At 71.0% G+C, this 21,869-nt stretch carries 26 protein-coding genes; 20 read left to right on the plus strand and 6 right to left on the minus strand.

Going from position 1 to position 21,869, the window contains the following annotated elements; genetic code table 11:
* Positions 1-61: 61 nt before the first annotated feature.
* On the minus strand, positions 62-241 hold the full coding sequence (locus ACFXJL_RS14635; RefSeq protein WP_358877758.1) for a hypothetical protein: 180 nt from the start codon (positions 239-241) through the stop codon (positions 62-64).
* Between the two features lie 316 nt (positions 242-557).
* Here ACFXJL_RS14635 and ACFXJL_RS14640 point away from each other — a divergent pair, with 316 nt between their 5' ends.
* The 4 genes from ACFXJL_RS14640 to ACFXJL_RS14655 all read left to right on the plus strand — a co-directional run bounded on the left by ACFXJL_RS14640 (position 558) and on the right by ACFXJL_RS14655 (position 4,398).
* Positions 558-1,781: an NYN domain-containing protein gene (locus tag ACFXJL_RS14640; protein ID WP_358877757.1), complete on the plus strand. Its 1,224-nt coding sequence runs from the start codon at positions 558-560 to the stop codon at positions 1,779-1,781.
* Positions 1,782-1,827: 46 nt separating this feature from the next.
* Positions 1,828-2,793 (plus strand): ABC transporter ATP-binding protein, encoded by a 966-nt coding sequence (locus ACFXJL_RS14645; RefSeq protein ID WP_358877786.1) that lies wholly within the window; start codon positions 1,828-1,830, stop codon positions 2,791-2,793.
* A gap of 11 nt (positions 2,794-2,804) precedes the next feature.
* Positions 2,805-3,617, plus strand: coding sequence for an ABC transporter permease (locus ACFXJL_RS14650; RefSeq protein ID WP_358877756.1), 813 nt, complete (start codon positions 2,805-2,807; stop codon positions 3,615-3,617).
* Positions 3,618-3,774: 157 nt separating this feature from the next.
* Entirely contained in the window at positions 3,775-4,398 is a 624-nt protein-coding gene (locus tag ACFXJL_RS14655) for a DUF2567 domain-containing protein (protein WP_358877755.1), read from the plus strand.
* A 168-nt stretch (positions 4,399-4,566) separates the two neighbouring features.
* Here the strand turns inward: ACFXJL_RS14655 and ybaK are convergent, their stop codons facing one another.
* The 4 genes from ybaK to ACFXJL_RS14675 form a co-directional block, all read right to left on the minus strand.
* On the minus strand, positions 4,567-5,061 hold the full coding sequence (gene ybaK / locus ACFXJL_RS14660) for a Cys-tRNA(Pro) deacylase (protein WP_358877754.1): 495 nt from the start codon (positions 5,059-5,061) through the stop codon (positions 4,567-4,569).
* Between the two features lie 17 nt (positions 5,062-5,078).
* Positions 5,079-5,819, minus strand: a complete 741-nt coding sequence (locus tag ACFXJL_RS14665) for an LON peptidase substrate-binding domain-containing protein (protein ID WP_358877753.1) — start codon at positions 5,817-5,819, stop codon at positions 5,079-5,081.
* Between the two features lie 11 nt (positions 5,820-5,830).
* Positions 5,831-6,844 (minus strand): hypothetical protein, encoded by a 1,014-nt coding sequence (locus ACFXJL_RS14670; RefSeq protein ID WP_358877752.1) that lies wholly within the window; start codon positions 6,842-6,844, stop codon positions 5,831-5,833.
* A gap of 223 nt (positions 6,845-7,067) precedes the next feature.
* Positions 7,068-8,615: an oxidoreductase gene (locus ACFXJL_RS14675; protein WP_384634888.1), complete on the minus strand. Its 1,548-nt coding sequence runs from the start codon at positions 8,613-8,615 to the stop codon at positions 7,068-7,070.
* A 286-nt stretch (positions 8,616-8,901) separates the two neighbouring features.
* Between ACFXJL_RS14675 and hisD the strand changes: the two genes are divergently transcribed.
* The 9 genes from hisD to ACFXJL_RS14720 all read left to right on the plus strand — a co-directional run bounded on the left by hisD (position 8,902) and on the right by ACFXJL_RS14720 (position 16,058).
* Positions 8,902-10,239: a histidinol dehydrogenase gene (gene hisD / locus ACFXJL_RS14680; RefSeq protein ID WP_358877750.1), complete on the plus strand. Its 1,338-nt coding sequence runs from the start codon at positions 8,902-8,904 to the stop codon at positions 10,237-10,239.
* Positions 10,240-10,366: 127 nt separating this feature from the next.
* Positions 10,367-11,470 carry a histidinol-phosphate transaminase gene (locus tag ACFXJL_RS14685; RefSeq protein ID WP_358877785.1) on the plus strand — a complete coding sequence of 368 codons (1,104 nt, stop codon included), beginning with the start codon at positions 10,367-10,369 and terminating at the stop codon, positions 11,468-11,470.
* Positions 11,467-12,060 (plus strand): imidazoleglycerol-phosphate dehydratase HisB, encoded by a 594-nt coding sequence (gene hisB / locus ACFXJL_RS14690; RefSeq protein WP_358877749.1) that lies wholly within the window; start codon positions 11,467-11,469, stop codon positions 12,058-12,060. Before ACFXJL_RS14685 ends, hisB begins: the two co-directional genes overlap by 4 nt.
* The gene (locus ACFXJL_RS14695) at positions 12,057-12,221 is read left to right on the plus strand and encodes a hypothetical protein (RefSeq protein ID WP_329017346.1); all 165 of its coding nucleotides are present in this window, start codon (positions 12,057-12,059) and stop codon (positions 12,219-12,221) included. The genes hisB and ACFXJL_RS14695 overlap by 4 nt, the downstream gene beginning before the upstream one ends.
* Complete coding sequence (gene hisH / locus ACFXJL_RS14700; protein ID WP_384692359.1) at positions 12,218-12,877, plus strand: imidazole glycerol phosphate synthase subunit HisH; 660 nt, start codon at positions 12,218-12,220, stop codon at positions 12,875-12,877. The genes ACFXJL_RS14695 and hisH overlap by 4 nt, the downstream gene beginning before the upstream one ends.
* Positions 12,877-13,602, plus strand: a complete 726-nt coding sequence (gene priA, locus ACFXJL_RS14705; protein ID WP_329017340.1) for a bifunctional 1-(5-phosphoribosyl)-5-((5-phosphoribosylamino)methylideneamino)imidazole-4-carboxamide isomerase/phosphoribosylanthranilate isomerase PriA — start codon at positions 12,877-12,879, stop codon at positions 13,600-13,602. The genes hisH and priA overlap by 1 nt, the downstream gene beginning before the upstream one ends.
* Positions 13,599-14,012 carry a RidA family protein gene (locus ACFXJL_RS14710; RefSeq protein ID WP_358877747.1) on the plus strand — a complete coding sequence of 138 codons (414 nt, stop codon included), beginning with the start codon at positions 13,599-13,601 and terminating at the stop codon, positions 14,010-14,012. The genes priA and ACFXJL_RS14710 overlap by 4 nt, the downstream gene beginning before the upstream one ends.
* Positions 14,009-14,764: an imidazole glycerol phosphate synthase subunit HisF gene (gene hisF, locus ACFXJL_RS14715; RefSeq protein WP_384692363.1), complete on the plus strand. Its 756-nt coding sequence runs from the start codon at positions 14,009-14,011 to the stop codon at positions 14,762-14,764. Before ACFXJL_RS14710 ends, hisF begins: the two co-directional genes overlap by 4 nt.
* Positions 14,765-14,852: 88 nt before the next feature.
* Complete coding sequence (locus ACFXJL_RS14720) at positions 14,853-16,058, plus strand: cytochrome P450 (RefSeq protein ID WP_384692366.1); 1,206 nt, start codon at positions 14,853-14,855, stop codon at positions 16,056-16,058.
* A 153-nt stretch (positions 16,059-16,211) separates the two neighbouring features.
* Here ACFXJL_RS14720 and ACFXJL_RS14725 read toward each other — a convergent pair whose 3' ends face one another.
* Positions 16,212-16,853, minus strand: coding sequence for a TIGR03085 family metal-binding protein (locus tag ACFXJL_RS14725; protein WP_358877745.1), 642 nt, complete (start codon positions 16,851-16,853; stop codon positions 16,212-16,214).
* Between the two features lie 74 nt (positions 16,854-16,927).
* Here ACFXJL_RS14725 and hisI point away from each other — a divergent pair, with 74 nt between their 5' ends.
* The 7 genes from hisI (at position 16,928) to trpM (ending at position 21,706) form a co-directional block, all read left to right on the plus strand.
* The gene (hisI, locus tag ACFXJL_RS14730) at positions 16,928-17,302 is read left to right on the plus strand and encodes a phosphoribosyl-AMP cyclohydrolase (RefSeq protein WP_384692369.1); all 375 of its coding nucleotides are present in this window, start codon (positions 16,928-16,930) and stop codon (positions 17,300-17,302) included.
* Between the two features lie 11 nt (positions 17,303-17,313).
* On the plus strand, positions 17,314-18,813 hold the full coding sequence (locus ACFXJL_RS14735) for an anthranilate synthase component I (RefSeq protein WP_384692372.1): 1,500 nt from the start codon (positions 17,314-17,316) through the stop codon (positions 18,811-18,813).
* Between the two features lie 25 nt (positions 18,814-18,838).
* Positions 18,839-19,483, plus strand: a complete 645-nt coding sequence (locus ACFXJL_RS14740) for a TIGR02234 family membrane protein (RefSeq protein WP_358877743.1) — start codon at positions 18,839-18,841, stop codon at positions 19,481-19,483.
* 149 nt (positions 19,484-19,632) lie between these two features.
* Positions 19,633-19,911 (plus strand): HGxxPAAW family protein, encoded by a 279-nt coding sequence (locus ACFXJL_RS14745; RefSeq protein WP_329017317.1) that lies wholly within the window; start codon positions 19,633-19,635, stop codon positions 19,909-19,911.
* A gap of 187 nt (positions 19,912-20,098) precedes the next feature.
* A complete protein-coding gene (locus ACFXJL_RS14750; protein ID WP_384634818.1) occupies positions 20,099-20,539 on the plus strand; it encodes a DUF2752 domain-containing protein in 441 nt (146 codons plus the stop codon).
* Positions 20,540-20,687: 148 nt separating this feature from the next.
* Positions 20,688-21,497, plus strand: coding sequence for an indole-3-glycerol phosphate synthase TrpC (gene trpC / locus ACFXJL_RS14755; protein ID WP_358877741.1), 810 nt, complete (start codon positions 20,688-20,690; stop codon positions 21,495-21,497).
* An 8-nt stretch (positions 21,498-21,505) separates the two neighbouring features.
* Positions 21,506-21,706, plus strand: a complete 201-nt coding sequence (gene trpM / locus ACFXJL_RS14760; RefSeq protein ID WP_358877740.1) for a tryptophan biosynthesis modulator TrpM — start codon at positions 21,506-21,508, stop codon at positions 21,704-21,706.
* Positions 21,707-21,869 lie beyond the last annotated feature (163 nt).

Genomic DNA, 21,869 nt, shown 5'->3' on the forward strand with positions numbered 1-21,869 from the left:
CCTTCTCCGCGATGCCGGCGTCCGGACCGTTCCCACGGTCGGGCGCTACGGAGCGGAATGATCAGTTGTGGCCGAAACGCCGCTGGTGCTTACGTGCAACATCCGCCGGGCTGCCCTGTGCCTGCGACTGCGGTTGGGCCTGTGCTTCGTAGGCGGTCGACTTCGCGTCCTCGTTGCGGCGCTCCGACTGCGCCGAGCGATCCTGCTGATGGCCACCCTTGCGATTCTTGTGCTTGGCCATGGTGTGCCTCCATCGTGGGTCTCGGGGCCAGGGCCGCGACCAGACTCACATATGGTGGGATACGTCGCATTTTGGATCATTGCCGTGGGTAAACGCCCCTTGTCACGGGGCTTGGCGAGGTTCCGCCACGCCGATGATCGAGTTCCGGCCGTTTAGCCCTTCGCGGTCGGGCAGACTCGAAGCAGCCGGTATGAATCCCGGCTCGCAAGCGTCTCCGGGGGCCTCAGCCCCTGTGAACTCAAGATCTCAGAACCCCAAGATCCCCAAGAATCCTTGGTCCCCGAGACCTCGGAGTGTGCGAAAGAGGGTGGAGCGCGTGGACCGCTGCGTTGTGCTGGTGGACGCCGGCTACCTGCTCGGTGCCGCTGCGAGCCTGCTCGCCGGTGAACCAGCGCGTTCCCGGATCACCGTCGATCACACCGCTCTCATCCAGGGCCTTCGTGAACTCGCCGAGGCCGATACGGAACGCCCCCTGCTCCGCATCTACTGGTTCGACGGTGCCCCCGACCGCGTCCCACAGCCCGAACACCGCAGGCTGCGGGTGATGCCGAGGGTCACCGTCCGGTTGGGTGCGCTCACCCGCAGCGACGGGCGTTGGGCGCAGAAGGGCGTCGACGCCGCGATGCATGCGGAGCTCACTGAACTGGCCAGAAATCGCGCCTGCTCGGATGTGGTGCTGGTCACCGGAGACGGCGACCTCCTGCCCGGTCTGATGTCGGCCAAGGAACACGGTGTCGCGGTCCACCTCTGGGCCGTGCAGGCAGCCGACGGCGACTACAACCAATCCGAAGACCTCGTTGCCGAAGCCGACGAACGACGCGTCCTGGACCGGGCCTGGATCACCGGAGCGGTACGGGCCAAGGAACTCACCGGAGTCTGCGCCCCGCCCCCGGCTCCCCGCCCGGAGATCGCCGCGATCCTCTCCGCCCCGCTGCCCGAGTCGGCGCTCGCGGCATCGCAGGCGGCGGCCGAGCCGGGGGCCAACGGCGCCCAGCCGGCCGCCCGCGACCATCGCCCCGACCATGCCCCGCCCCCCTCCAAGGGCGTTCCCACTCCCAAGGACCTGGCCGGTCTGCGTGCCTCCGGTGCGGCCCCCGTGCCCCAGCCGCCGAGCGCCACCCTGCGCTGGTCCTCCGACAAGGGTTGGGTGGAACGCCCCCACCCCCCGGCCCTCGGCGAGCCGCCCGAGACCGCATCGCTCCCCACCCTGGCCCAGCTCACCAGCGCCGAGCAGCGCTGGGCCGACCGCGAGGAGGACATCACCACGGTCGGTGGTGACCCCTTCGAGGTGGGGCAGGTCTTCGCCCGGCGCTGGATGGCCCGGCTGTCCGAGAGCGGCCATGTACAGAAACTCTCGACGATGTACCCCCGGATCCCCCACCGCATCGACGGGGAACTGCTGCGCTACGCAGCACGTTTCGGTCTGCTGGCCCACAAGGACGACCAGATCGACGAACACGACCGCTATGCGATCAGGGCGGGATTCTGGCGCGAGATCGATGTCCAGGCGGCAGCGGAACACGCCCCCGCCGGGGAGTAGCGCGGACGACCCCGTACTCTCATACCTCGTGAGTACGGTGTGCGTGGTGCGACGGCTGGTCAAGACGTACCCCGCTGCGCGTGCCCGCCGTGGGGTGCCCGCCACCCCCGAGGTCCGGGCCACCGATGGAATCAGCCTGGAAGTCCAGGGCGGCGAGATCTTCGGACTGCTCGGCCCCAACGGCGCCGGCAAGTCCACCCTGGTGCGTCAGCTGACCGGATTGATGCGCCCGGACGCCGGCAGCATCGAGGTGCTGGGACACGACCTCGTCCGCCACCCGGAGCGCGCCTCCCGGCTCGTCGGCTACCTCGGGCAGGAATCCACCGCACTCGACGAACTCACCGTCGCGCTCGCCGCCGAGACCACCGGACGGCTCCGCGGGCTGTCGATCAAGGACGCTCGCGCCGAACGTGACGCCGTACTGGACGAACTGGGCCTGGCAGAGCTGGCCGGGCGGCCGTTGAAGCGGCTCTCCGGTGGACAGCGGCGCCTGGCGTGCTTCGCGGCGACCCTCGTCGGAGAGCGCCCACTGCTCGTCCTCGACGAACCCACCACCGGTATGGACCCGGTGGCGCGCCGGGCGGTCTGGGCCGCGGTCGACCGCCGCCGGGCCGAGCACGGCACCACCGTCGTCCTGGTCACCCACAACGTCATCGAGGCGGAAACCGTGCTGGACCGGGTCGCCGTACTGGAACGCGGCCGGGTCATCGCCTGCGACACCCCCAGCGGGTTGAAGGAACACGTCGCCGGCGAGGTCCGTGTCGAACTGGTCTGGCGGGAACGGGCACCGCTCGATGTGCCCGAGGTGGCCGCACTGCGGGGCTCCGCACAGGAATCGGGCCGTCGCTGGGTGCTCAGACTCGCACCCGACGAGGCTCGGGCGGCGGTCGCCGCCGTGACGGGCGGTGCGGCGTTCGCTGCGCTCGACGACTTCACGCTGGCAACCCCCAGCCTGGAGGACGTGTATTTGGCTCTCGGGGGGAACGCGATGAAGGGGCTGGTCAAAGCGTGAGCATCGTGCCCATGGAAGCAGTGTCCGGGCAGACGCGGGTCAGGGGACGCGGTACGCCCGTCGTCGCGCCCGCGCCGCTCGCTCCCCGGGCACGGCTGCTGCCGGCGCTCGGAGCGGTCTACACCGCGCAGTTGTCCCGGGCCCGGGTCGCCAGGATTCCGCTGCTGTTCGTGGCGACCTTCCAATCCATCGGGATCATGGTCTTGATGCGGGGGGTGGTGGAGGGCGGGGACGAGGCACGGGCCGTGGTCGCCGGTTCCTCCGTCCTGGTCGTGGCCTTTGTGGCGCTCAACCTCCTCGCCCAGTACTTCGGGCAGTTGCGGGCCAGCGGTGGCCTCGACCACTACGCGACGCTGCCGGTGCCGCCCGCGGCCGTGGTGCTGGGTGCGGCCGGCGCCTATGCCTCCTTCACGGTCCCCGGCACCATCGTCACCGCGATCGCCGGCAGCGTCCTGTTCTCGCTGCCCATGACGCATCTATGGATCCTCCTTGCCGTGATCCCGTTGGCCGGGGCCGCGCTCGCGGGGCTCGGGGCGGCACTCGGTCTGCTCGCGCCCCGGGCGGAACTGGCCACCCTGCTCGGGCAACTGGGCATGTCCGCGGCGCTGCTGCTGGGAGTCCTGCCCGCGGACCGACTGCCGGAACCGATCTCGTACGCACGCGATCTGCTGCCTTCCACCTACGGGGTCGAGGCCCTGGCGCGGACCTTCGGGCCGAACCCGGACTGGGCTGCCGTCGGGTTCGACCTGGCGATCTGCGCCGTGGTGGGCGTGGTCTCGCTGACCGTGGCGACCTGGGCCTACCGGCGGGCCGCCGTCCGCTGAGCGGCCCGGCCCACCGGCGCGCAGCGCCGCTGGTGTGCTCACCGGCGCCCCGGGGTGCAGGTGAGCTTTCGGGGCCGCCCTGGGCGTGGCCGGCGGTAGCCGTAGGGGCGACCGGTCCGGTGAGGCGCCCCCGGCCCATGCCTGGCACGATGGCCGGGTGACCGCACCGCTGACACCGCCGCACCCACCACACCGCCCGTCCGCATCCGGGACCCCGGGGGACGACCCCTGGCAGGCCCCGCCGAGCGATCAGGACTCGGGTCCGCACGAGGCGGCGGTACTGCGGGACGACATCCGTGATGCGGTGATCGTGTTGTTCGCCGTGGCCGTCCTGGGCATCGGCCTGGGCCTGCTGTGGTTGGCCCTGGCCCCCCATGTGCCGCTCATCTCCGACGGCAAGGCGGTCTTCCTGCGGGACTCCGAGGGCGAGGAGGCGGTCGGTGCCGACGGTACGTTCGCGCTCCTCGGCCTGGCGTTCGGTGCGGTGAGCGCAGCGGGCGTATTCGTGTTCCGCCGTCGCGGCGGCATCGCCCTGGTGGTGGCGCTGGCCATCGGCGGGCTCCTGGGCGCGCTTGTCGCCTGGGGGGTCGGCACCTGGTTCGGGCCTACGGAGGATGTCGTCGCCCATGCGAAGGCCGTGGGCGCGGGGGTGGTGTTCGACGCCCCGCTGGAGCTGAACGCCAAGGGTGCGCTGCTGGCGTGGCCGGTGGCCGCGATGATGGTGCACCTGCTGCTGACGGCGCTGTTCGGCCCCCGTGACCCGGAGCCGCTGCCCGACTGATGCGTCGGCTCGGCGTCGGCGGAGGTCGTCGACGACCGGGCCCTCTGCATCCCGCCTGACCCGCTGCAACCTGACCTGATGCAATCTGGCCCCATGCGCCCTGGTCCCATGCGCCCTGGCCGATGCAGCCCGACCTGATACGACCCGCTCCGGCCTGATCGGTCGAGCCTAGGCACGACCGATCGGGGCCAGCACGGCCGACGTCAGCTCCGCGAGGGCCGCGGGCGACAGTTCCACCTCAAGGCCCCTGCGTCCGGCCGAGACGCAGATCGTCGAATGGGCGGACGCGGAGTCGTCCAGTACCGTGCGCAGCCGTCTGCGCTGGCCCAGCGGGGAGATCCCGCCCCGGACATAGCCGGTGGTCCGTTCCGCCGCCGCCGGATCGGCCATGGCCGCCCGCTTGCCGCCCACCGCCGCCGCCAGCGCCTTGAGGTCCAGCTGACCGGCCACCGGTACGACGGCCACCGTCAGCTCGCCGTCCACCTCGGCCACGAGCGTCTTGAAGACCCGGTTCGGGGACACTCCCATCACCCGTGCCGCCTCCTCGCCGTACGAGGCGGCTGCCGGGTCGTGGTCGTAGGCGTGCACGACGAACTCAGCCCCCGCGGCGCTCAGCGCGACCGTCGCGGGAGTACCGCCCGTCTTCTTGGCCTTCTTCGCCATGGAGCTGGGGTTCCTGTTCAGTTCAGACTCGTCGGCAGCCTGGTCAGGTCCGCCGCGGGCAGCGACGGGAGGTGCCGGATGACCGCGGTCTCCGAGCGCAGGAGCGTGAGCTCCTCGCGCAGCCGTGCCGCGGCATCGGGCGCTTCGAGCAACCGCTGCTTCGCGGGGGTGTCCAGCAGGGCCTTGGCAGCGACGAGGTAGGAGACGACCGTGGGGTCGTCCGGCAGATCTCCGTTGCCCGTCAGCGATCGTTCGCGGGCCCCGGCCAGTTGCTTCTGGTACTTGAGGAAGGCCCGCAGAACCCCTTCGGCGAGTGCGCCCGCGCCCTCTCCGGCCACATCTCCGATCTCCTCCACCTCCGCCAGCAGGAAGGCGCCACTGGCGTCGACCGAGCGGATGGCGACCCGGGTGGTGGCGGTGGCGAGGACCTCGAAACCGCCGTCCTCGCGTTCCCGGATGGTCGCCGCGTCCACGATGCACCCCATGGCGTGGAACACCTTGAGCGGGTCGTCGCCGAAGCCGGCGGCGGGTCCGCGCTCGGGCACGGCGGTCTGGTCGGGCAGTCCGGGCAAGGTCGGGGCCACCTCGTGGCCGTCGCGAATGGCGACCACGGCGAAGCGGCGCGGTTCGGAATCATCGATCTTGAGCAGCTCGCGCATCATGGCGCGGTAGCGCTCCTCGAAGACGTTCAAAGGGAGAACGAGGCCAGGGAACACGACCGAGTTGAGCGGGAAGAGCGGCAGACGTGCGGTGGTCACACTGGCCAACCCTAATGGTCCGTGCGCTCGCCCAGGCAGGTCCGTAGCGGCGTCATGGACGCAACCTCGATCCGTACGCCGTCGCGGGTGTCCAGGAACTGCCCCAGCGGGTCGTCGGAAACCCGGCTCCACGGGAAGGAAGTGGCGTGTGGTCCGATGAGCCGGAACTGCTCCAGGGCCTCCTGCCAGCGCCCTCGCCGCACCAGGACGTACGCCGCGAGGTTGCGGACCTCGGCCGGCCAGGGGTCGCCCGGGGGGTAACCCGCCGAGAGCGCGATCGCGAGATCCGCCGCTGCGTCCGTCCGGTCCTGCGCCAGCGGTGAGCCGTCGCCGCTCTCCAGCCAGGCGAAGGCGGCCCGGACCGGCAGCGCCTGTACGAGTGAACCGGGCAGGGCGTCCGCGGCGGCCTGCTCGGCGAAGTCGAAGCACTCGCGGTGCGATCCGTACCACTGTGCGGAGAGGTAGCGCAGGGCCGCGACGTGGCAGCCGTAGTGGTGGGAGGAGCGACGGACCGCCTGTTCCCACAGCGCCTCGAAGCGGGCGTGTCCGACGTGGGTGCCGCGTGCGTGGTCCAGGGCGATGCGCCAGGGCACCGGGTCGCCGGCGCACCCGTCCGCAGCCGCGTCGATCAGCGGACCGATCTCCCGCAGCCGCTCCGACCTGGCGGGCGAGTCCCACGCCCTGCGGACCGCCAGTTCGGCTTTGACGACCAGCGCGTCGGGGTCATGGGGTGCCGCCGCGAGCCAGGTGGTCAGCCAGTCGCCGCGGGAGGAGGCGAAGGTGGCGAGCCGCATCACATAGCGGTCGCGGTTCTCCCATTCGGCCGCTGACCGGGTGGCGGCCAGGAGGGCGGCGGCAGGTCGGAACTCCCCGACGGCCGCAGCCACGAGCGCCGGTCCGATGAGTTCGTCCGGCGCGTCGAGGAGCACGGTGTCATCGGCGGGCAGCCCGCCGTCGACGGAACCGAGCCGTGACGTGTGCCTGATCATCCGCGCGGTGCGCACCAGGGCGCGAAGCAAAGACATGGTCTGGCCATTGAAAACCGCAGGTCGGAGGCGGCGCCAGAGGGGCCCTGTGAAGCTTTGGTAGCGGCCGGGAAGGTTGTCCTCAAAAAAGTCAAGAGAGCGCAAAGAATGAGACTAGGTGGCTGGTGTTAAGTCGCAGCCGCACCTCGTGTCCGCACGGTTGCTTCCCTTTCCCTTCCCTTCCCTGCATGCCATTGCCGGGCACGCGCCGCCGAGTCGGAGGTCACCCCCTGCGCAGCAGTCTCGACGCCCCCGCCGCCACCGTCGTGGCGAGTATCCAGCCCAGCAGCACCAGCACGGCCGCCGCCCACTGCCAGTGCCCGTCGAGTCGCCAATAGCCGTCCTGCCCCAGATTGATCACCGGGATCAGCAGGTCCAGGGCGTACAGGGGCGCGTTCCAGTGCGGGTGCTCGCCGGGTTTGAACGGTTCCGGTTCCACCTGGGCGAAGGCCAGCGCCCCGGCGGCCCAGAGCACCGCCATCCACAGCGCCGCGCGCCCCGGGCGGTAGCCGTAGGCCACGGTCCAGTCCTGGAGGTAGCCCCAGAGCTTCGCGGCCAGCGGCAGGGTCTCGCGGCGTCGGCGCTGCTTGGCCAGCAGCACTTCCCGGGCGTCCGCGTCCTCGCCGCTGTTGCGCAACACGGTCGCCAGGCGTTCGTACGGCTCCGGCGAGTACTCGGGGGTCGCCGACGCCACCCACTCCAGCCGTCTGCTGAGCGGGAACTCCTCGTACGGCACCAGGTTCTCGTAGACGAAACCACCCATGGCCAGTCCACCGGGGCCGGGCCAACTCGCGGCGAGGTCCACCAGGGTCACCACCTTCGCCCCGTTGAGGACCACGCGGCCCTCCTCGGGGCGGACCGCGTTGAAGCGCAGTTCCGGGGTGACGATCCGACGCAGGGAGAGTTCCTCGCGCGGGCTGAGCGTGAACCGCGCCCGATGGAGGTCCACCGCGTCCCCGAAGCGTCCGTCGTCGAGTCGGACCCCGCCGTAGCACTGGAAGGGCTGGAGACGGGTGGTGCCCTGGCCCGACTCCCCGCCACGCCCGATGCCGAACGGGGGAGTGGCGCCCTGGCGGCCGGTGGTCTCGCTCACCCAGGCGCCGGTCATGTAGAGCGTCCGCTCCACGCTGATCTGCGGTGCGTTCAGCGCGCGGCGCTCGCCCGCGGCCCTGAGCCTGCTGCCCCGCAGGCTTAAGGACACGCCGACCTTCGCGCCGCGCAGACTGAACTCCCCGTAGGTCTCGATCAGTTCCGCCTGGAGGTCCTGGGCGACGGACAGCCCGTCCGCCGTGATCGCCCGGCCCCTGCGGTCGGGGCGCACATGGATCTGGTTGATCAGCAGATCGGTCCCGATCTGCGCGTCCGTGAGCCGGATGCCGTGCTCGACCCGGCAGCGCGGCAGATGCAGATCACCTTCGGTGCGCAGTCGGGCGGCCTCCAGCCGCGGAATGGCGCAGCCCACCATCCGTACGGTGGTGAAGTGGGCCTCGGGCAGCCAGATCTCGCTCTCGAATCGACAGCCGTTCAGTTCGACGTAGGGCGCGATGCTGCCACCCGCCAGCTTGAGCGTTCCGGTGATCAGGACGCCCCGCAGTTTGAGTGCGGCGACCCGCCCGGGGTGCGGGGTCGGACCGCTGAGCAGGAGTCGAGCGACGATCGTGGCCCGGACGCTGCGCTCGGGACCCCAGGGACGCGGCGAGAACGGGTCGTTCAGCAAGGGGTCGGGGTCGCTGAGGTCGTAGGTGCTGCCGCTGCGGAATGCGTTCCACATGCGCTGCTCGGTCAGGGTGAGCCCGTCCGGGCAGCCTTCGTCCAGCGGCTCGGTCACTACCGCCCCCTCTTCGATTCTGTGAAGTTGTGCGCGTCCTCCGCGGTGTCGCGGACACCGGTGCGGGGCGCGCCCTGCCCAGCCGGTCACCAGGCCCGTACTGCCGTTCTTCCCCCTGTGTGACGGAGTGAACGCTAGTGGTCATCGATCACCCGTGGGTGGTCTGAGTCGCGTATCAGCCAGTGATACGGGAAACAGCAGCCGAATCGGGTCTGCGAGAATTGGCTGTGTGATCTCTCGAATCGATCTGCGCGGCGATGCCCTCCCCGAGGGCGCCGCACTGCGCGACCTGCTGCCCCGTGCCGAGTTCGACGTGGAAGCCGCCCTGGAGAAGGTGCGGCCCATCTGCGAGGACGTACGCCATCGCGGCACGGCGGCGCTGATCGAGTACGCGGAGAGGTTCGACGGTGTCGCGCTGGAGCAGGTGCGGGTGCCCGCCCGCGCCATCGCGGACGCCCTCGCCGGCCTGGACCCCGAGGTCAGGGCCGCGCTGGAGGAGTCCATCCGGCGCGCCAGGATCGTTCACCGCGCCCAGCGGCGTACCGAGCACACCACTCAGGTAGTCCCCGGCGGCACCGTGACCGAGAAATGGGTTCCGGTGGAGCGCGTCGGGCTGTATGCACCCGGTGGCCGGTCCGTGTACCCCTCCTCCGTGATCATGAACGCCGTCCCCGCGCAGGAAGCGGGCGTGGCCTCCATCGCCCTGGCGTCGCCGCCCCAGAAGGAGCACGGCGGCCTGCCGCACCCGACCATCCTGGCCGCCTGCGCCCTCCTCGGCGTGGACGAGGTGTACGCGGTGGGCGGTGCCCAGGCGGTCGCGATGTTCGCGTACGGCACGGAAGGCCCCGACGGCTGTCCTCCCGCGAACATGGTCACCGGCCCCGGCAACATCTGGGTCGCCGCAGCCAAGCGCTACTTCACCGGCCGGATCGGCATCGACACCGAGGCGGGCCCGACCGAGATCGCCGTACTCGCCGACGCCACCGCCGACCCCGTGCACGTCGCGGCTGACCTGATCAGCCAGGCCGAGCACGACCCGCTGGCCGCCGCGGTCCTGGTCACCGACTCGGTGGAACTCGCGGACGCGGTCGACAAGGAGTTGGAACCGCAGATCGCGGCCACCCGGCACGTCGAGGACCGGATCGTGCCCGCCCTGACCGGCCGGCAGTCCGCGATCGTCCTCGTCGACGGCGTGGCCGAGGGCCTGCGGGTGGTCGACGCCTACGGAGCCGAGCACCTGGAGATCCAGACCGCCGACGCAGCCGCCGTGGCCGCCCGGGTCCGCAACGCCGGTGCGATCTTCGTCGGGCCCTACTCGCCCGTCTCCCTGGGCGACTACTGCGCCGGCTCCAACCACGTCCTGCCCACCGGGGGATGCGCCTGCCACTCCTCCGGACTGTCCGTCCAGTCCTTCCTGCGCGGCATCCACATCGTGGACTACAGCCGCGAAGCCCTCGCCGACGTCACCCACCACGTGGTCACGCTCGCCGAGGCCGAGGACCTGCCCGCCCACGGTGCCGCCGTGAAGGCGCGCTTCGGCTGGAAGGTCCCGGGCCGTGAGCAGTGAGCCGGCGGCTGCACGGAGCACCGCGGCCAGCGAGAGCGTGGCTCGGAAGATCGCGAGTGGTGCGACCGGCGTGGGCGACAGCACCCCCACGCGGGGCGTACGGACAGGTGAAAGAGGTACGGACGGCGTGCGCATCGACGATCTGCCCATCCGCGACGAACTGCGCGGCAAGTCCCCCTACGGCGCCCCCCAGCTCGATGTTCCGGTCCAGCTGAACACCAACGAGAACCCCTATCCGCTGCCCGAAGCCCTCGTGGAGCGGATCGCCGAGCGGGTCCGGGAGGCTGCCCGCGGTCTCAACCGCTATCCCGACCGGGACGCCGTCGAACTGCGCACCCAGCTCGCCGCCTACCTCTCCCGGACCACCGGCCACCCGGTGGGCATCGCAAACGTCTGGGCCGCGAACGGCTCCAACGAGGTCATCCAACAGCTGCTCCAGACCTTCGGCGGCCCCGGTCGCACCGCGATCGGCTTCGAGCCCTCGTACTCCATGCACGGGCTGATCTCCCGTGGCACCGGTACCGACTGGATCTCCGGGCCGCGCAACGACGACTTCACCATCGACCTCCCGGCGGCCGAGCGCGCCATCGCCGAGCACCGCCCGGACGTCGTCTTCATCACCTCGCCCAACAACCCCACCGGCACCGCGGTCGACCGGGACACCGTGCTGGCGCTGTTCGATGCCGCCCAGGCCGCGAAGCCGTCCCTGGTGGTCGTGGACGAGGCGTACGTGGAGTTCAGCCACCGGCCCTCCCTCCTGTCGCTGATCGAGGGCCGACCGAACCTGGTGGTCTCCCGGACGATGTCCAAGGCGTTCGGCGCGGCCGGACTGCGGCTCGGCTACCTCGCCGCCGCCCCCGCCGTGGTCGACGCCGTACAGCTGGTGCGGCTGCCGTACCACCTGTCGGCCGTCACCCAGGCCACCGCGCTCGCGGCGCTGGAGCACACCGATACGCTGTTGGGGTACGTCGAACAGCTGAAGGCCGAGCGGGACCGCCTGGTCACCGAGCTACGGGCCATCGGCTTCTCGGTGACTGACTCGGACGCGAACTTCGTGCAGTTCGGACGGTTCGACGATGCCCACGCGGCATGGCAGAAGATCCTCGACCGCGGAGTGCTGGTCCGGGACAACGGAGTACCGGGATGGCTGCGGGTCACCGCCGGCACCCCGACGGAGAACGACGCGTTCCTCGACGCGGTCCGTGAGTTGATGAAGGAGCAGAGCGCATGAGCCGCGTAGGACGGGTCGAAAGGGCCACGAAGGAGACCTCCGTCGTCGTCGAGATCGACCTCGACGGCACCGGGCAGGTCGATGTGTCGACCGGGGTCGGTTTCTACGACCACATGCTCGACCAACTGGGCCGGCACGGTCTCTTCGACCTCACCGTGAAGACCGAGGGCGACCTCCACATCGACACCCACCACACCATCGAGGACACCGCCCTCGCGCTCGGCGCCGCCTTCCGGCAGGCCCTCGGCGACAAGGTCGGCATCTACCGCTTCGGCAACTGCACGGTCCCGCTGGACGAGTCCCTCGCCCAGGTCACCGTCGACCTCTCCGGACGCCCGTACCTGGTGCACACCGAGCCGGAGAACATGGCTCCGATGATCGGCGCCTACGACACGACGATGACCCGCCACATCTTCGAGTCCTTCGTCGCACAGGCCCAGATCGCGCTGCACATCCACGTCCCCTACGGCCGCAACGCCCACCACATCGTGGAGTGCCAGTTCAAGGCGCTCGCCCGGGCCCTGCGCTACGCCAGCGAGCGCGACCCGCGCGCCGCCGGCATCCTCCCCTCCACCAAGGGCGCCCTGTGACCGGCCTGTCGACCATCCTGATCGTCGTCGGCCTCTTCCTCCTCGGTGGGATGTACTCCTTCCAGAAGCAGGGCCTGCCGCGCGGAGTGGTCGTCCTCCTCGGCATCGGCTCGTTCATGTGCCTGCTCGCGGGCGTGCTCCGATTGGACGTGTGGTCATGAGCGCCGGCCAGCAGGGCAAGAAGGCCAAGAAGGTTGTTGTCTTCGACTACGGCTTCGGCAATGTCCGCTCCGCCGAGCGGGCGCTCGCCAGGGTCGGCGCCGATGTGGAGATCACCCGCGACTTCGACGCCGCCATGAACGCCGACGGACTGCTGGTCCCCGGCGTGGGCGCGTTCTCCGCCTGTATGGAGGGGCTGCGCGCGGCGCGCGGCGAGTGGATCGTCGGCCGCAGGCTCTCCGGTGGCCGTCCCGTGATGGGCATCTGCGTCGGCATGCAGATCCTCTTCGCCCGCGGCATCGAGCACGGTGTGGAGAGCGAAGGGCTCGACGAATGGCCCGGCACGGTCGGCCCGCTCAAGGCATCCGTCGTTCCGCACATGGGCTGGAACACGGTCGAGGCGGCACCCGACAGCCGGCTCTTCGCCGGCCTCGACCCCGAGGCCCGCTACTACTTCGTGCACTCCTACGCCGTGCACGACTGGGAACTGGAGATCACCAACCCCGCCATCCGCGCACCCCAGGTCACCTGGGCGACACACGGCGAGCGCTTCGTCGCCGCCGTGGAGAACGGTGCGCTGTGGGCGACCCAGTTCCACCCCGAGAAGTCCGGCGACGCCGGGGCCCAGCTGCTGACCAACTGGATTGAGACGCTGTAATGCCGAAGCTTGAACTCCTGCCCGCAGTTGACGTCCGCGACGGCCAGGCCGTCCGCCTCGTACACGGCGAGTCCGGTACGGAGACGTCGTACGGATCCCCGCTGGACGCGGCCCTCGCCTGGCAGCGCGCGGGTGCCGAGTGGCTGCACCTCGTGGACCTCGACGCGGCCTTCGGCACCGGTGACAACCGGGAGCTGATCGCCGAGGTGACCGGCGCCATGGACATCAAGGTGGAACTGTCCGGCGGCATCCGCGACGACGCTTCGCTCGCCGCCGCGCTCGCCACCGGCTGCACCCGGGTCAACCTCGGCACCGCGGCCCTGGAGACCCCCGAGTGGGTCGCCAAGATCATTGCCGAGCACGGTGACAAGATCGCGGTGGGTCTCGACGTCCGCGGCACCACCCTGCGCGGCCGTGGCTGGACCCGCGACGGCGGCGACCTCTACGAGACCCTCGCCCGGCTCGACTCCGAGGGTTGCGCCCGCTACGTCGTCACCGACATCGCCAAGGACGGCACCCTCCAGGGCCCCAACCTGGACCTCCTGCGCAACGTCTGTGCCAAGACGGACCGCCCCGTCGTCGCATCCGGCGGAGTCTCCTCGCTGGACGACCTGCGCGCCATCTCCTCCCTGGTCCCCGAGGGCGTCGAGGGCGCGATCGTGGGCAAGGCGCTGTACGCGAAGGCGTTCACGCTGGAGGAGGCGCTCGCGGCGGTGTCCGCGTGAGCGAACTGCGGCGGATCAGCACCGGCGCGCCCTGGGAGGAGGCGTTCGGCTACTCGCGGGCGGTCGAACTGCCGGGCGGGCTCGTGCTCGTCGCCGGCTGTACGTCCGTCGTGGACGGTGAGATCGCCGACGGCACGCCCTACGAGCAGACCGTGAACTCCTTCCGGGCCTCCTTCGACGCCCTGGCACAACTGGGCCTCGGACCGCAGGACGTCGTGCGGACCAGGATGTTCCTCACCCACGCCCGGGACGTGGACGACGTCGGACGGGCCCACAAGGAACTGTTCGACGCCGTACGCCCGGTGGCCACCATGGTCATCGTCGCGGGCCTCGTCGATCCGCGCCTGGTCGTCGAGGTGGAGATCGAGGCGTACCGCACACCGAGCCGAGAGGCGGGCGAGAACGTATGACGCTGGCCGTCAGGGTCATTCCCTGTCTTGACGTCGACAACGGACGAGTCGTCAAGGGTGTCAACTTCCAGAACCTGCGCGATGCCGGCGATCCGGTGGAGATGGCGAAGGTGTACGACGCCGAAGGCGCAGACGAGCTCACCTTCCTCGACATCACCGCCTCCTCGGGCAACCGGGAGACGACGTACGACGTGGTGCGTCGCACCGCCGAGCAGGTCTTCATCCCGCTCACGGTCGGCGGTGGCGTCAGGTCCCCCGACGACGTCGACAAGTTGTTGCGCGCGGGCGCGGACAAGGTCGGAGTGAACACCGCCGCGATCGACCGCCCCGATCTCATCCGGGAGATCGCCGAGCGCTTCGGCCGTCAAGTGTTGGTGCTGTCGGTCGATGCCCGCCGCACGCCCTCCGGGTCGTTCGAGGTCACGACCCACGGCGGACGGCGGGGCACCGGCATCGACGCCGTCGAGTGGGCCCACCGGGCCGCCGAACTCGGCGCCGGGGAGATCCTGCTCAACTCGATGGACGCGGACGGCACCAAGGACGGCTACGACACCGAGATGATCACGGCGGTACGTGCGCATGTGAGCGTCCCCGTGATCGCCAGCGGTGGCGCCGGTCGGCTGGAGGACTTCCCGCCGGCGATCGACGCCGGTGCCGATGCGGTGCTCGCGGCCTCCGTTTTCCACTTCGGCGACCTGAAGATCTCCGAAGTCAAGGACGCCCTGAGGCGTTCGGGACACACCGTCCGCTGATCAAAGCGGCTGAAAATGGGTATCCGCCCGCACCTCGGGCCGGGTTAACGTGCGTGCACTTCCCAACGGTTCACCCAGGGAGCACACCATGTCGACCCGGCCCATCGTCGATCTCTTACAGCTCAGCCCCGACTTCGTTCGTGATCCCTACCCCGTCTACGCCCGGCTGCGCGCCGAAGGCCCCGTCCACCGGGTGCGCGACCCCGACGGCGAGGAGAAATGGCTCGTCGTCGGCCACGAGGCGAGCAGAACGGCCTTCAACGACCCCCGGTTGAGCCGCGACTGGCTGCGGTCGGGCGACGTCAGCTCGATCGTCAACACCGGCGGGGACGACTCGGCCCTCGCCCATATGCTGATGTCCGATCCGCCCCACCACACCCGACTGCGACGGCTCGTCGCCCGGGAGTTCACCCCACGGCGGGTCGCCTCCCTCGCCCCCCGCGTGCAGCAGTTGACCGATGAGCTGCTGGACGCCATGCTCGCGAACGGGACCCGACGGGCCGATCTGGTCGCAGCCTTCGCCTTTCCCCTGCCGATGACGGTCATCTGCGAACTGCTGGGCGTACCGGAACTCGACCGCGACGCCTTCCGCGCCTGGTCCAACGAGATGGTCGCCCCCTCCAGCGCCGAGGCCGAGGTCCGCGCCTACACCCAGACCACCGCCTACCTCGGCGAACTGATCGTCGCCAAGCGGGAGCGGCCGGGCGACGACCTGCTCAGCGCCATGATCCATGCAGTGGACGAGGGCGGGGACCGGCTCTCGCCCGCCGAGCTGGTCGGCATGTCCGTGCTGCTGCTGATCGCCGGCCACGAGACGACCGTCAATCTGCTCGGCAACGGTCTGCGCGCGCTCTTCAACCACCCCGACCAGCTCGCCGACCTACGCGCCGACCTCGGCCTCCTCGACGGGGCGATCGAGGAGATGCTGCGCTACGACGGTCCGGTGGAGAACTGCACGGCACGGCTCGCCCTGGAGGACGTGGAGATGGGCGGGGTGACCATACCCGCGGGCTCACCGGTCCTGATCGCCATGGCCGACGCGGACCGGGACCCGGCCCGGTTCAAGGACCCGGACCGCTTCGACATCCGCCGTGACGCCCGCGGCCACATCGCCTTCGGACACGGCCTCCACTACTGCCTCGGCGCCCCGCTGGCCCGGCTGGAGGGCCGCATCGCCCTGCGCACGCTGCTGGAGCGGTGCCCGGAACTGGCACTGGACGCCGACGAGGCGAGCCTGCCGTGGATGTCCGGGATGTTGATCAGGGGAGTGCGGCGGCTACCGGTTCGCTGGTAGGACGGCCCGAGCAGACCATCACCGCCCATCACCGCCCGTCCCCTCCCCGTACGCGCATCGGCCGGGGGCTGCGCGCAGGGGCAGTGCCGGGGCCAGACCGGGTCGGTCGATCAACACCCGTCGACCGGCCGGCCCGCGTCACCATCGCTGCCGTCAGGCCCCCGGCAACCCCAGCGGGGCCGAGCGGACGCGCTCCACCGCCTCCTTCTCGCCCTCCAGATCCACCTGCGCCACCTCCTGGCGACCGAAGGCAAAGAGCGTCAGCTCCCCGGGCTCACCGGTCACCGTGACCACCGGGGCACCCCGGCGCGCGACGGCCGTCTGACCGTCGAGACGGCGCAGCACCAGCCCCTGGGGGGCCTTGCGCCCCAGCACCTTCGCCGCCCGCTCCAACCGTGCCCACAGGGCGTCCTCGAAGACACGGTCCAGGGGCCGGGGAGTCCAGTCCGGCTGGGCCCGCCGCACGTCCTCCGCATGGACGAAGAACTCCACCGTGTTCGCCGCCTCGTCCACCTGCTTGATCGCATACGGCGACAGCCGTGGCGGCCCCGTCCGGATCAGCTGGATCAGCTCCTCGTAGGGCTTCTCCGCAAACTCCGCCTGCACCCGTTCCAGTCGCGGCTTGAGGGCTCCCAGCAGGATTCCGCCCGCGGCATCGGCCCGCCGCTCGCGCACCACCACGTGCGCGGCCAGGTCCCTGGTCGTCCAGTCCCCGCACAGGGTCGCAGCAGCCGGGCCGGCGGACTCCAACAGATCGGCGAGGAGGAGTCGTTCACGCTTCGCATGGGTCGACATATCGCCAGCGTACGGCGAGCGCTCCGGGTCCGCCCAATGGACGCCCTCCCGCCACACCCCCGACACCCGGCACAATGGACGGCATGACCAGCAGTGTTCCCGCCAGCCCCCTCGATCCCGCCATCGCCGCCCGCCTCAAGCGCGGTGCCGACGGACTGGTGCCAGCCATCGCCCAGCAGTACGACACGGGCGAGGTGCTGATGCTCGGCTGGATGGATGACGAGGCCCTGCACCGCACCCTCACCACGGGCCGGTGCACCTATTGGTCCCGCAGCCGCCAGGAGTACTGGGTCAAGGGCGACACCTCAGGTCACGTACAGCACGTCAAGTCCGTCGCCCTCGACTGCGACGCCGACACGATCCTCGTCAAGGTCGACCAGGTGGGCGCCGCCTGTCACACCGGGGACCGCACCTGCTTCGACGCGGGCCGGCTCCCGCTCGCCCAGTAGGGTCGGGCGCCATGGATCTGGAGACCTTCCGCAAGCTCGCCGCCGACCGCCGCGTCATTCCCGTCCACCGCCGGCTCCTCGCCGACGGTGACACCCCGGTCGGGCTGTACCGCAAGCTCGCCGCCGAGCGCCCCGGCACCTTCCTGCTGGAGTCCGCCGAGAACGGGCGGTCCTGGTCCCGGTACTCCTTCGTGGGCGTCCGCAGCGCCGCCACCCTCACCGAGCGCGACGGACAGACGCACTGGCTCGGCACCCCACCCGTCGGCGTCCCCGTGACGGGCGACCCCCTCGCCACCCTGCGGGCCACCGTGGAGACCCTGCACACCCCGCACGGCCTGGCCGCCGAGATGCCCCCGTTCACCGGCGGCATGGTCGGCTACCTCGGCTACGACATCGTCCGACGGCTGGAGAAGATCGGCCCGGGCGAGCGGGACGACCTGAAGCTCCCCGAGCTGACCATGCTGCTCACCTCGGACCTCGCCGTGCTCGACCACTGGGACGGCACCGTCCTGCTGATCGCCAACGCGATCAACCACAACGACCTCGACACCGGGGTCGACGAGGCGTACGCCGACGCCGTGGCCCGCCTCGACGCGATGGAACGCGACCTCGCCCGCCCCCTCGCCTCCGTACCCGCCGCCCTGCCGCCGTCCGAACTGCCCGTCTTCACCGCCGAGTGGGGCGGCAAGGACTACCAGGACGCGGTGGAGGACATCAAGGAGCGCATCCGGGCCGGTGAGGCGTTCCAGGTGGTGCCTTCACAGCGGTTCGAGACCCCCTGTACGGCCAGCGCGCTCGACGTCTACCGGGTGCTGCGCGCCACCAATCCGAGCCCGTACATGTATCTGATCCGGTTCGAGGACTTCGACGTCGTCGGCTCCAGCCCGGAGGCCCTGGTCAAGGTCGAGGACGGGCATGCCATGCTCCACCCGATCGCCGGCACCCGCCCGCGCGGCGCCACTCCGCAGGAGGACCAGGCACTCGCCGACGAACTGCTCGCCGACCCCAAGGAGCGCGCCGAGCACCTGATGCTCGTGGACCTCGGCCGTAACGACCTGGGCCGGGTCTGCGAGCCGGGCAGCGTCGAGGTCGTCGACTTCATGTCCATCGAGCGGTACTCGCACGTGATGCACATCGTGTCCACGGTGACCGGCAAGGTCGCCGCCGGCAGCACCGCCTTCGACGTCCTCACGGCCTGCTTCCCTGCCGGCACCCTCTCGGGGGCGCCGAAGCCCCGGGCGATGCAGATCATCGATGAGTTGGAGCCGTCCAGGCGCGGTCTGTACGGCGGGTGCGTCGGCTATCTCGACTTCGCCGGGGACTCCGACACGGCCATCGCCATCCGTACCGCCCTGCTGCGGGACGGGACCGCGTACGTGCAGGCCGGCGCGGGTGTGGTGGCCGATTCGGACCCGGTGGCCGAGGATACGGAGTGCCGCAACAAGGCGGCTGCCGTGCTGCGTGCCGTGCACACGGCCAACCGGCTGAACGGCCGGGGGGCCACCGGCTGAACGGACCTTCGGGTCATGAGGGATAGTGGGGTATGTGAGCGCTGTACCCGTACCCCAGCCCCGCGCCCGGTCCGCCAACTCGTCCTCCATGGCGGACAACGGGCGCCGCACCCTCGTCCTGGCCCTGCTGCTCGGTGCCATCGGCGCCGCCGTCGTCCTGCTCACCTCCGGTCAGACCTGGGCCGAGGGCACGGCAGAGGTCGGCGGCGGCACCCTCGCACTTGACGCCGAGGGCCGGGACGTCACCGGTGTGCCGGCCGCCCTCGCCGTCGTCGGCCTGGCCGCGCTGGTCGCCGTCTTCGCCGTTCGCCGGGCGGGCCGCGTGCTCGTCGCGGCCGTGCTCGCCCTCAGCGGTGCGGGCGCGGCCCTCGCCGCCTTCCGCGGCGCCTACGACAGCTCGGCGCTCGACGCGGAGGCCGCCCGCACCACCGGCAACGCGTCCGCCACCATCGACGCCCTCACCCACACCGCCTGGCCCTTCGTCACCACGGCCGCGGGGGTGCTGATCCTCCTCGCCGGGGTGCTCGCCCTTCGCTACGGTCGGCAGTGGCCCTCGATGTCGGGACGGTACGAGCGCGAGTCGACCCCACGGGCGGCCAAGCCCCCCGCGGACCCCGATCGCCCCGAGGAGTTGTGGAAGGCCCTCGACCGCGGCGAGGACCCCACCTGATCGACGGCGCACGGGTGACCCCCTGCGTCGTCCGTGCACGGCGTACGGGACAATGGGCCGCGAGCGTCCGGCTCACCCACAGAGCAGCAGTTCACCGTGGTGGCGCCGTCGGGCGCCCACCCCAGGACACCAGCAACGAGGAGCAACTCATGTCGGGCACCGCCCACGGACACACCCTGGCCGCCTGGACCGGCGTCAGCATCGCCTTCTTGGGTTTCTGCGTCTCCGGCGTCTTCATGGTCGCTGCGAATCCCCTCGGCTTCTGGGGCGGCCTGGCGATCGTCGCCCTGGGCGGCGTCGTCGGCGTTGCGATGAAGGCCGCCGGGATGGGCATGCCGAAGGAGTCCGCCGACCGGGTGGCCGCCCGCGAGCGCGCCACGCTGGTGGCCCGCTCCAAGTCGCCCGCCACCGCTGACACCGCCGTCTGAGTCCGCTGCCCGCAGCTTCCCGGACGCAAGGCCCTGCGCGGATCGTGTGCAGGGCCTTCGCCCACCCCGCGGTGACCGGTCGCCGGCTCGGCCGCCCGCACCGGGCGAGTCCCGACACGGGGCACGCGACCGACGCCGTAGCGATGCGGCCCTCGGTGCTCCTGGAGAGAATCGGACGGTGGACGCCATGACCTCTCCCGTCTCCCCGGGGCCCGCGCCCGGCCCGCCCGTTCCGCTCGTGCGACGGCTGGCCGCCCCCCTCGGGACGATCACCGCCGTCGCCGCGGCCTTCGCCTACGTCGGCACCGTCGACCCCCATGAACCGGGCCACTACCCGGTCTGCCCCCTCCTGAGCCTTTCCGGTCTGTTCTGCCCCGGTTGTGGAGGGTTGCGCAGTGCCCACTCCTTCATCCACGGTGACCTTCCGGCAGCGCTGGGAGCCAACGCCGTGGCGGTCGTCGGCTATCTCGTCTTCGCGGTCGTCTGGACGGTTTGGCTGATTCACGCCGTACGGGACCGGCCGGTGAAGTTTGCGCTCCGACCCGTGTGGTGGTGGTCGATCGGCACGGTCGTGCTGCTCTTCACGGTGATTCGGAATCTGCCCTTCGGCTCTGCGCTGGCCCCGTGAACGAGGCCGTCCCCGGGCTGGTCGGACGGTATGCCGAGTCCCATCCAGTGGGACAGGCGGCGCCCGGATGCGAGCCCGAGGGCCTCCTGCGGATACCATCGACATGGCTGATCCTTGACCATCAACGTCCCGGAAGGGGGCCGCTCGGGTGAGTGTGCTCGACGAGATCATCGAAGGCGTACGCGCCGACCTCGCGGAGCGGCAGGCACGCGTCAGCCTCGACGAGCTCAAGGAGCGCGCGGCCAAGGCTCCGGCAGCCAAGGACGGCGTCGCGGCCCTGCGCGGCGAGGGCGTCCAGGTCATCTGCGAGGTCAAGCGCTCCAGCCCCTCCAAGGGTGCGCTGGCGGCCATCGCCGACCCTGCCGCGCTCGCGGCCGACTACCAGGCCGGTGGCGCCGCCGTCATCTCCGTACTGACCGAGGAGCGCCGCTTCGGCGGTTCCCTCGCGGACCTGGAAGCCGTCCGGGCCCGGGTCGACATCCCCGTCCTGCGCAAGGACTTCATCGTCACCGCCTACCAGCTCTGGGAAGCCAGGGCCTACGGCGCGGATCTGGTCCTGCTGATCGTGGCCGCCCTGGAGCAGGAGGCCCTGGTCTCGCTGATCGAGCGGGCCGAGTCGATCGGGCTCACCCCGCTCGTGGAGGTCCACGACGAGGAAGAGGTCGAGCGCGCGGTCGAGGCCGGCGCCCGGATCATCGGGGTGAACGCCCGCAACCTCAAGACGCTCAAGGTGGACCGGTCCACCTTCGAGCGGGTCGTGGACGAGATCCCCGCCCACATCGTCAAGATCGCCGAGTCCGGTGTGCGCGGTCCGCACGACCTGATCGCCTACGCCAATGCGGGTGCCGACGCCGTATTGGTGGGGGAGTCCCTGGTCACCGGGCGCGACCCGCGCACGGCTGTCGCCGATCTGGTCGCCGCCGGGGCACACCCGGCGCTGCGGCACGGACGGAGCTGAACCCACCCATGACCGGCGCACCCACCCGCGCGGCGCTCCTGACGGGCGCCGATGCCTACGCCCGCCTGGCCCGCGGCTGCCGCCCCCGCGGTTGCCGCGCGCCGGCTCGTCGGGTGCACGGGCGTCGGGTGCGCTACGTCATCGGTTCCGAGCCCGGCCAGGTCAACGGGATGCGATGGCGCATCCGGCCAGGTGCGCCGCTGAGCTAGGCCCGTCAACTGTCCGTACGGTCGGTTGACCCGTGCCCCGGCTGATCGTGTGCGGTCGGCCATCGGTCATGAGCCGATGGCCCGCCGACCGCGGGCAGGGCACGGGCCATGGCTCCAGTGCTGACCGTTCCCGGCTGCCCGGCTGCCGCGCTTCCCACAGGTG

The organism is Streptomyces sp. NPDC059256 (assembly GCF_042753785.1).
In the GTDB taxonomy this organism is placed as follows: Bacteria; Actinomycetota; Actinomycetes; order Streptomycetales; family Streptomycetaceae; genus Streptomyces.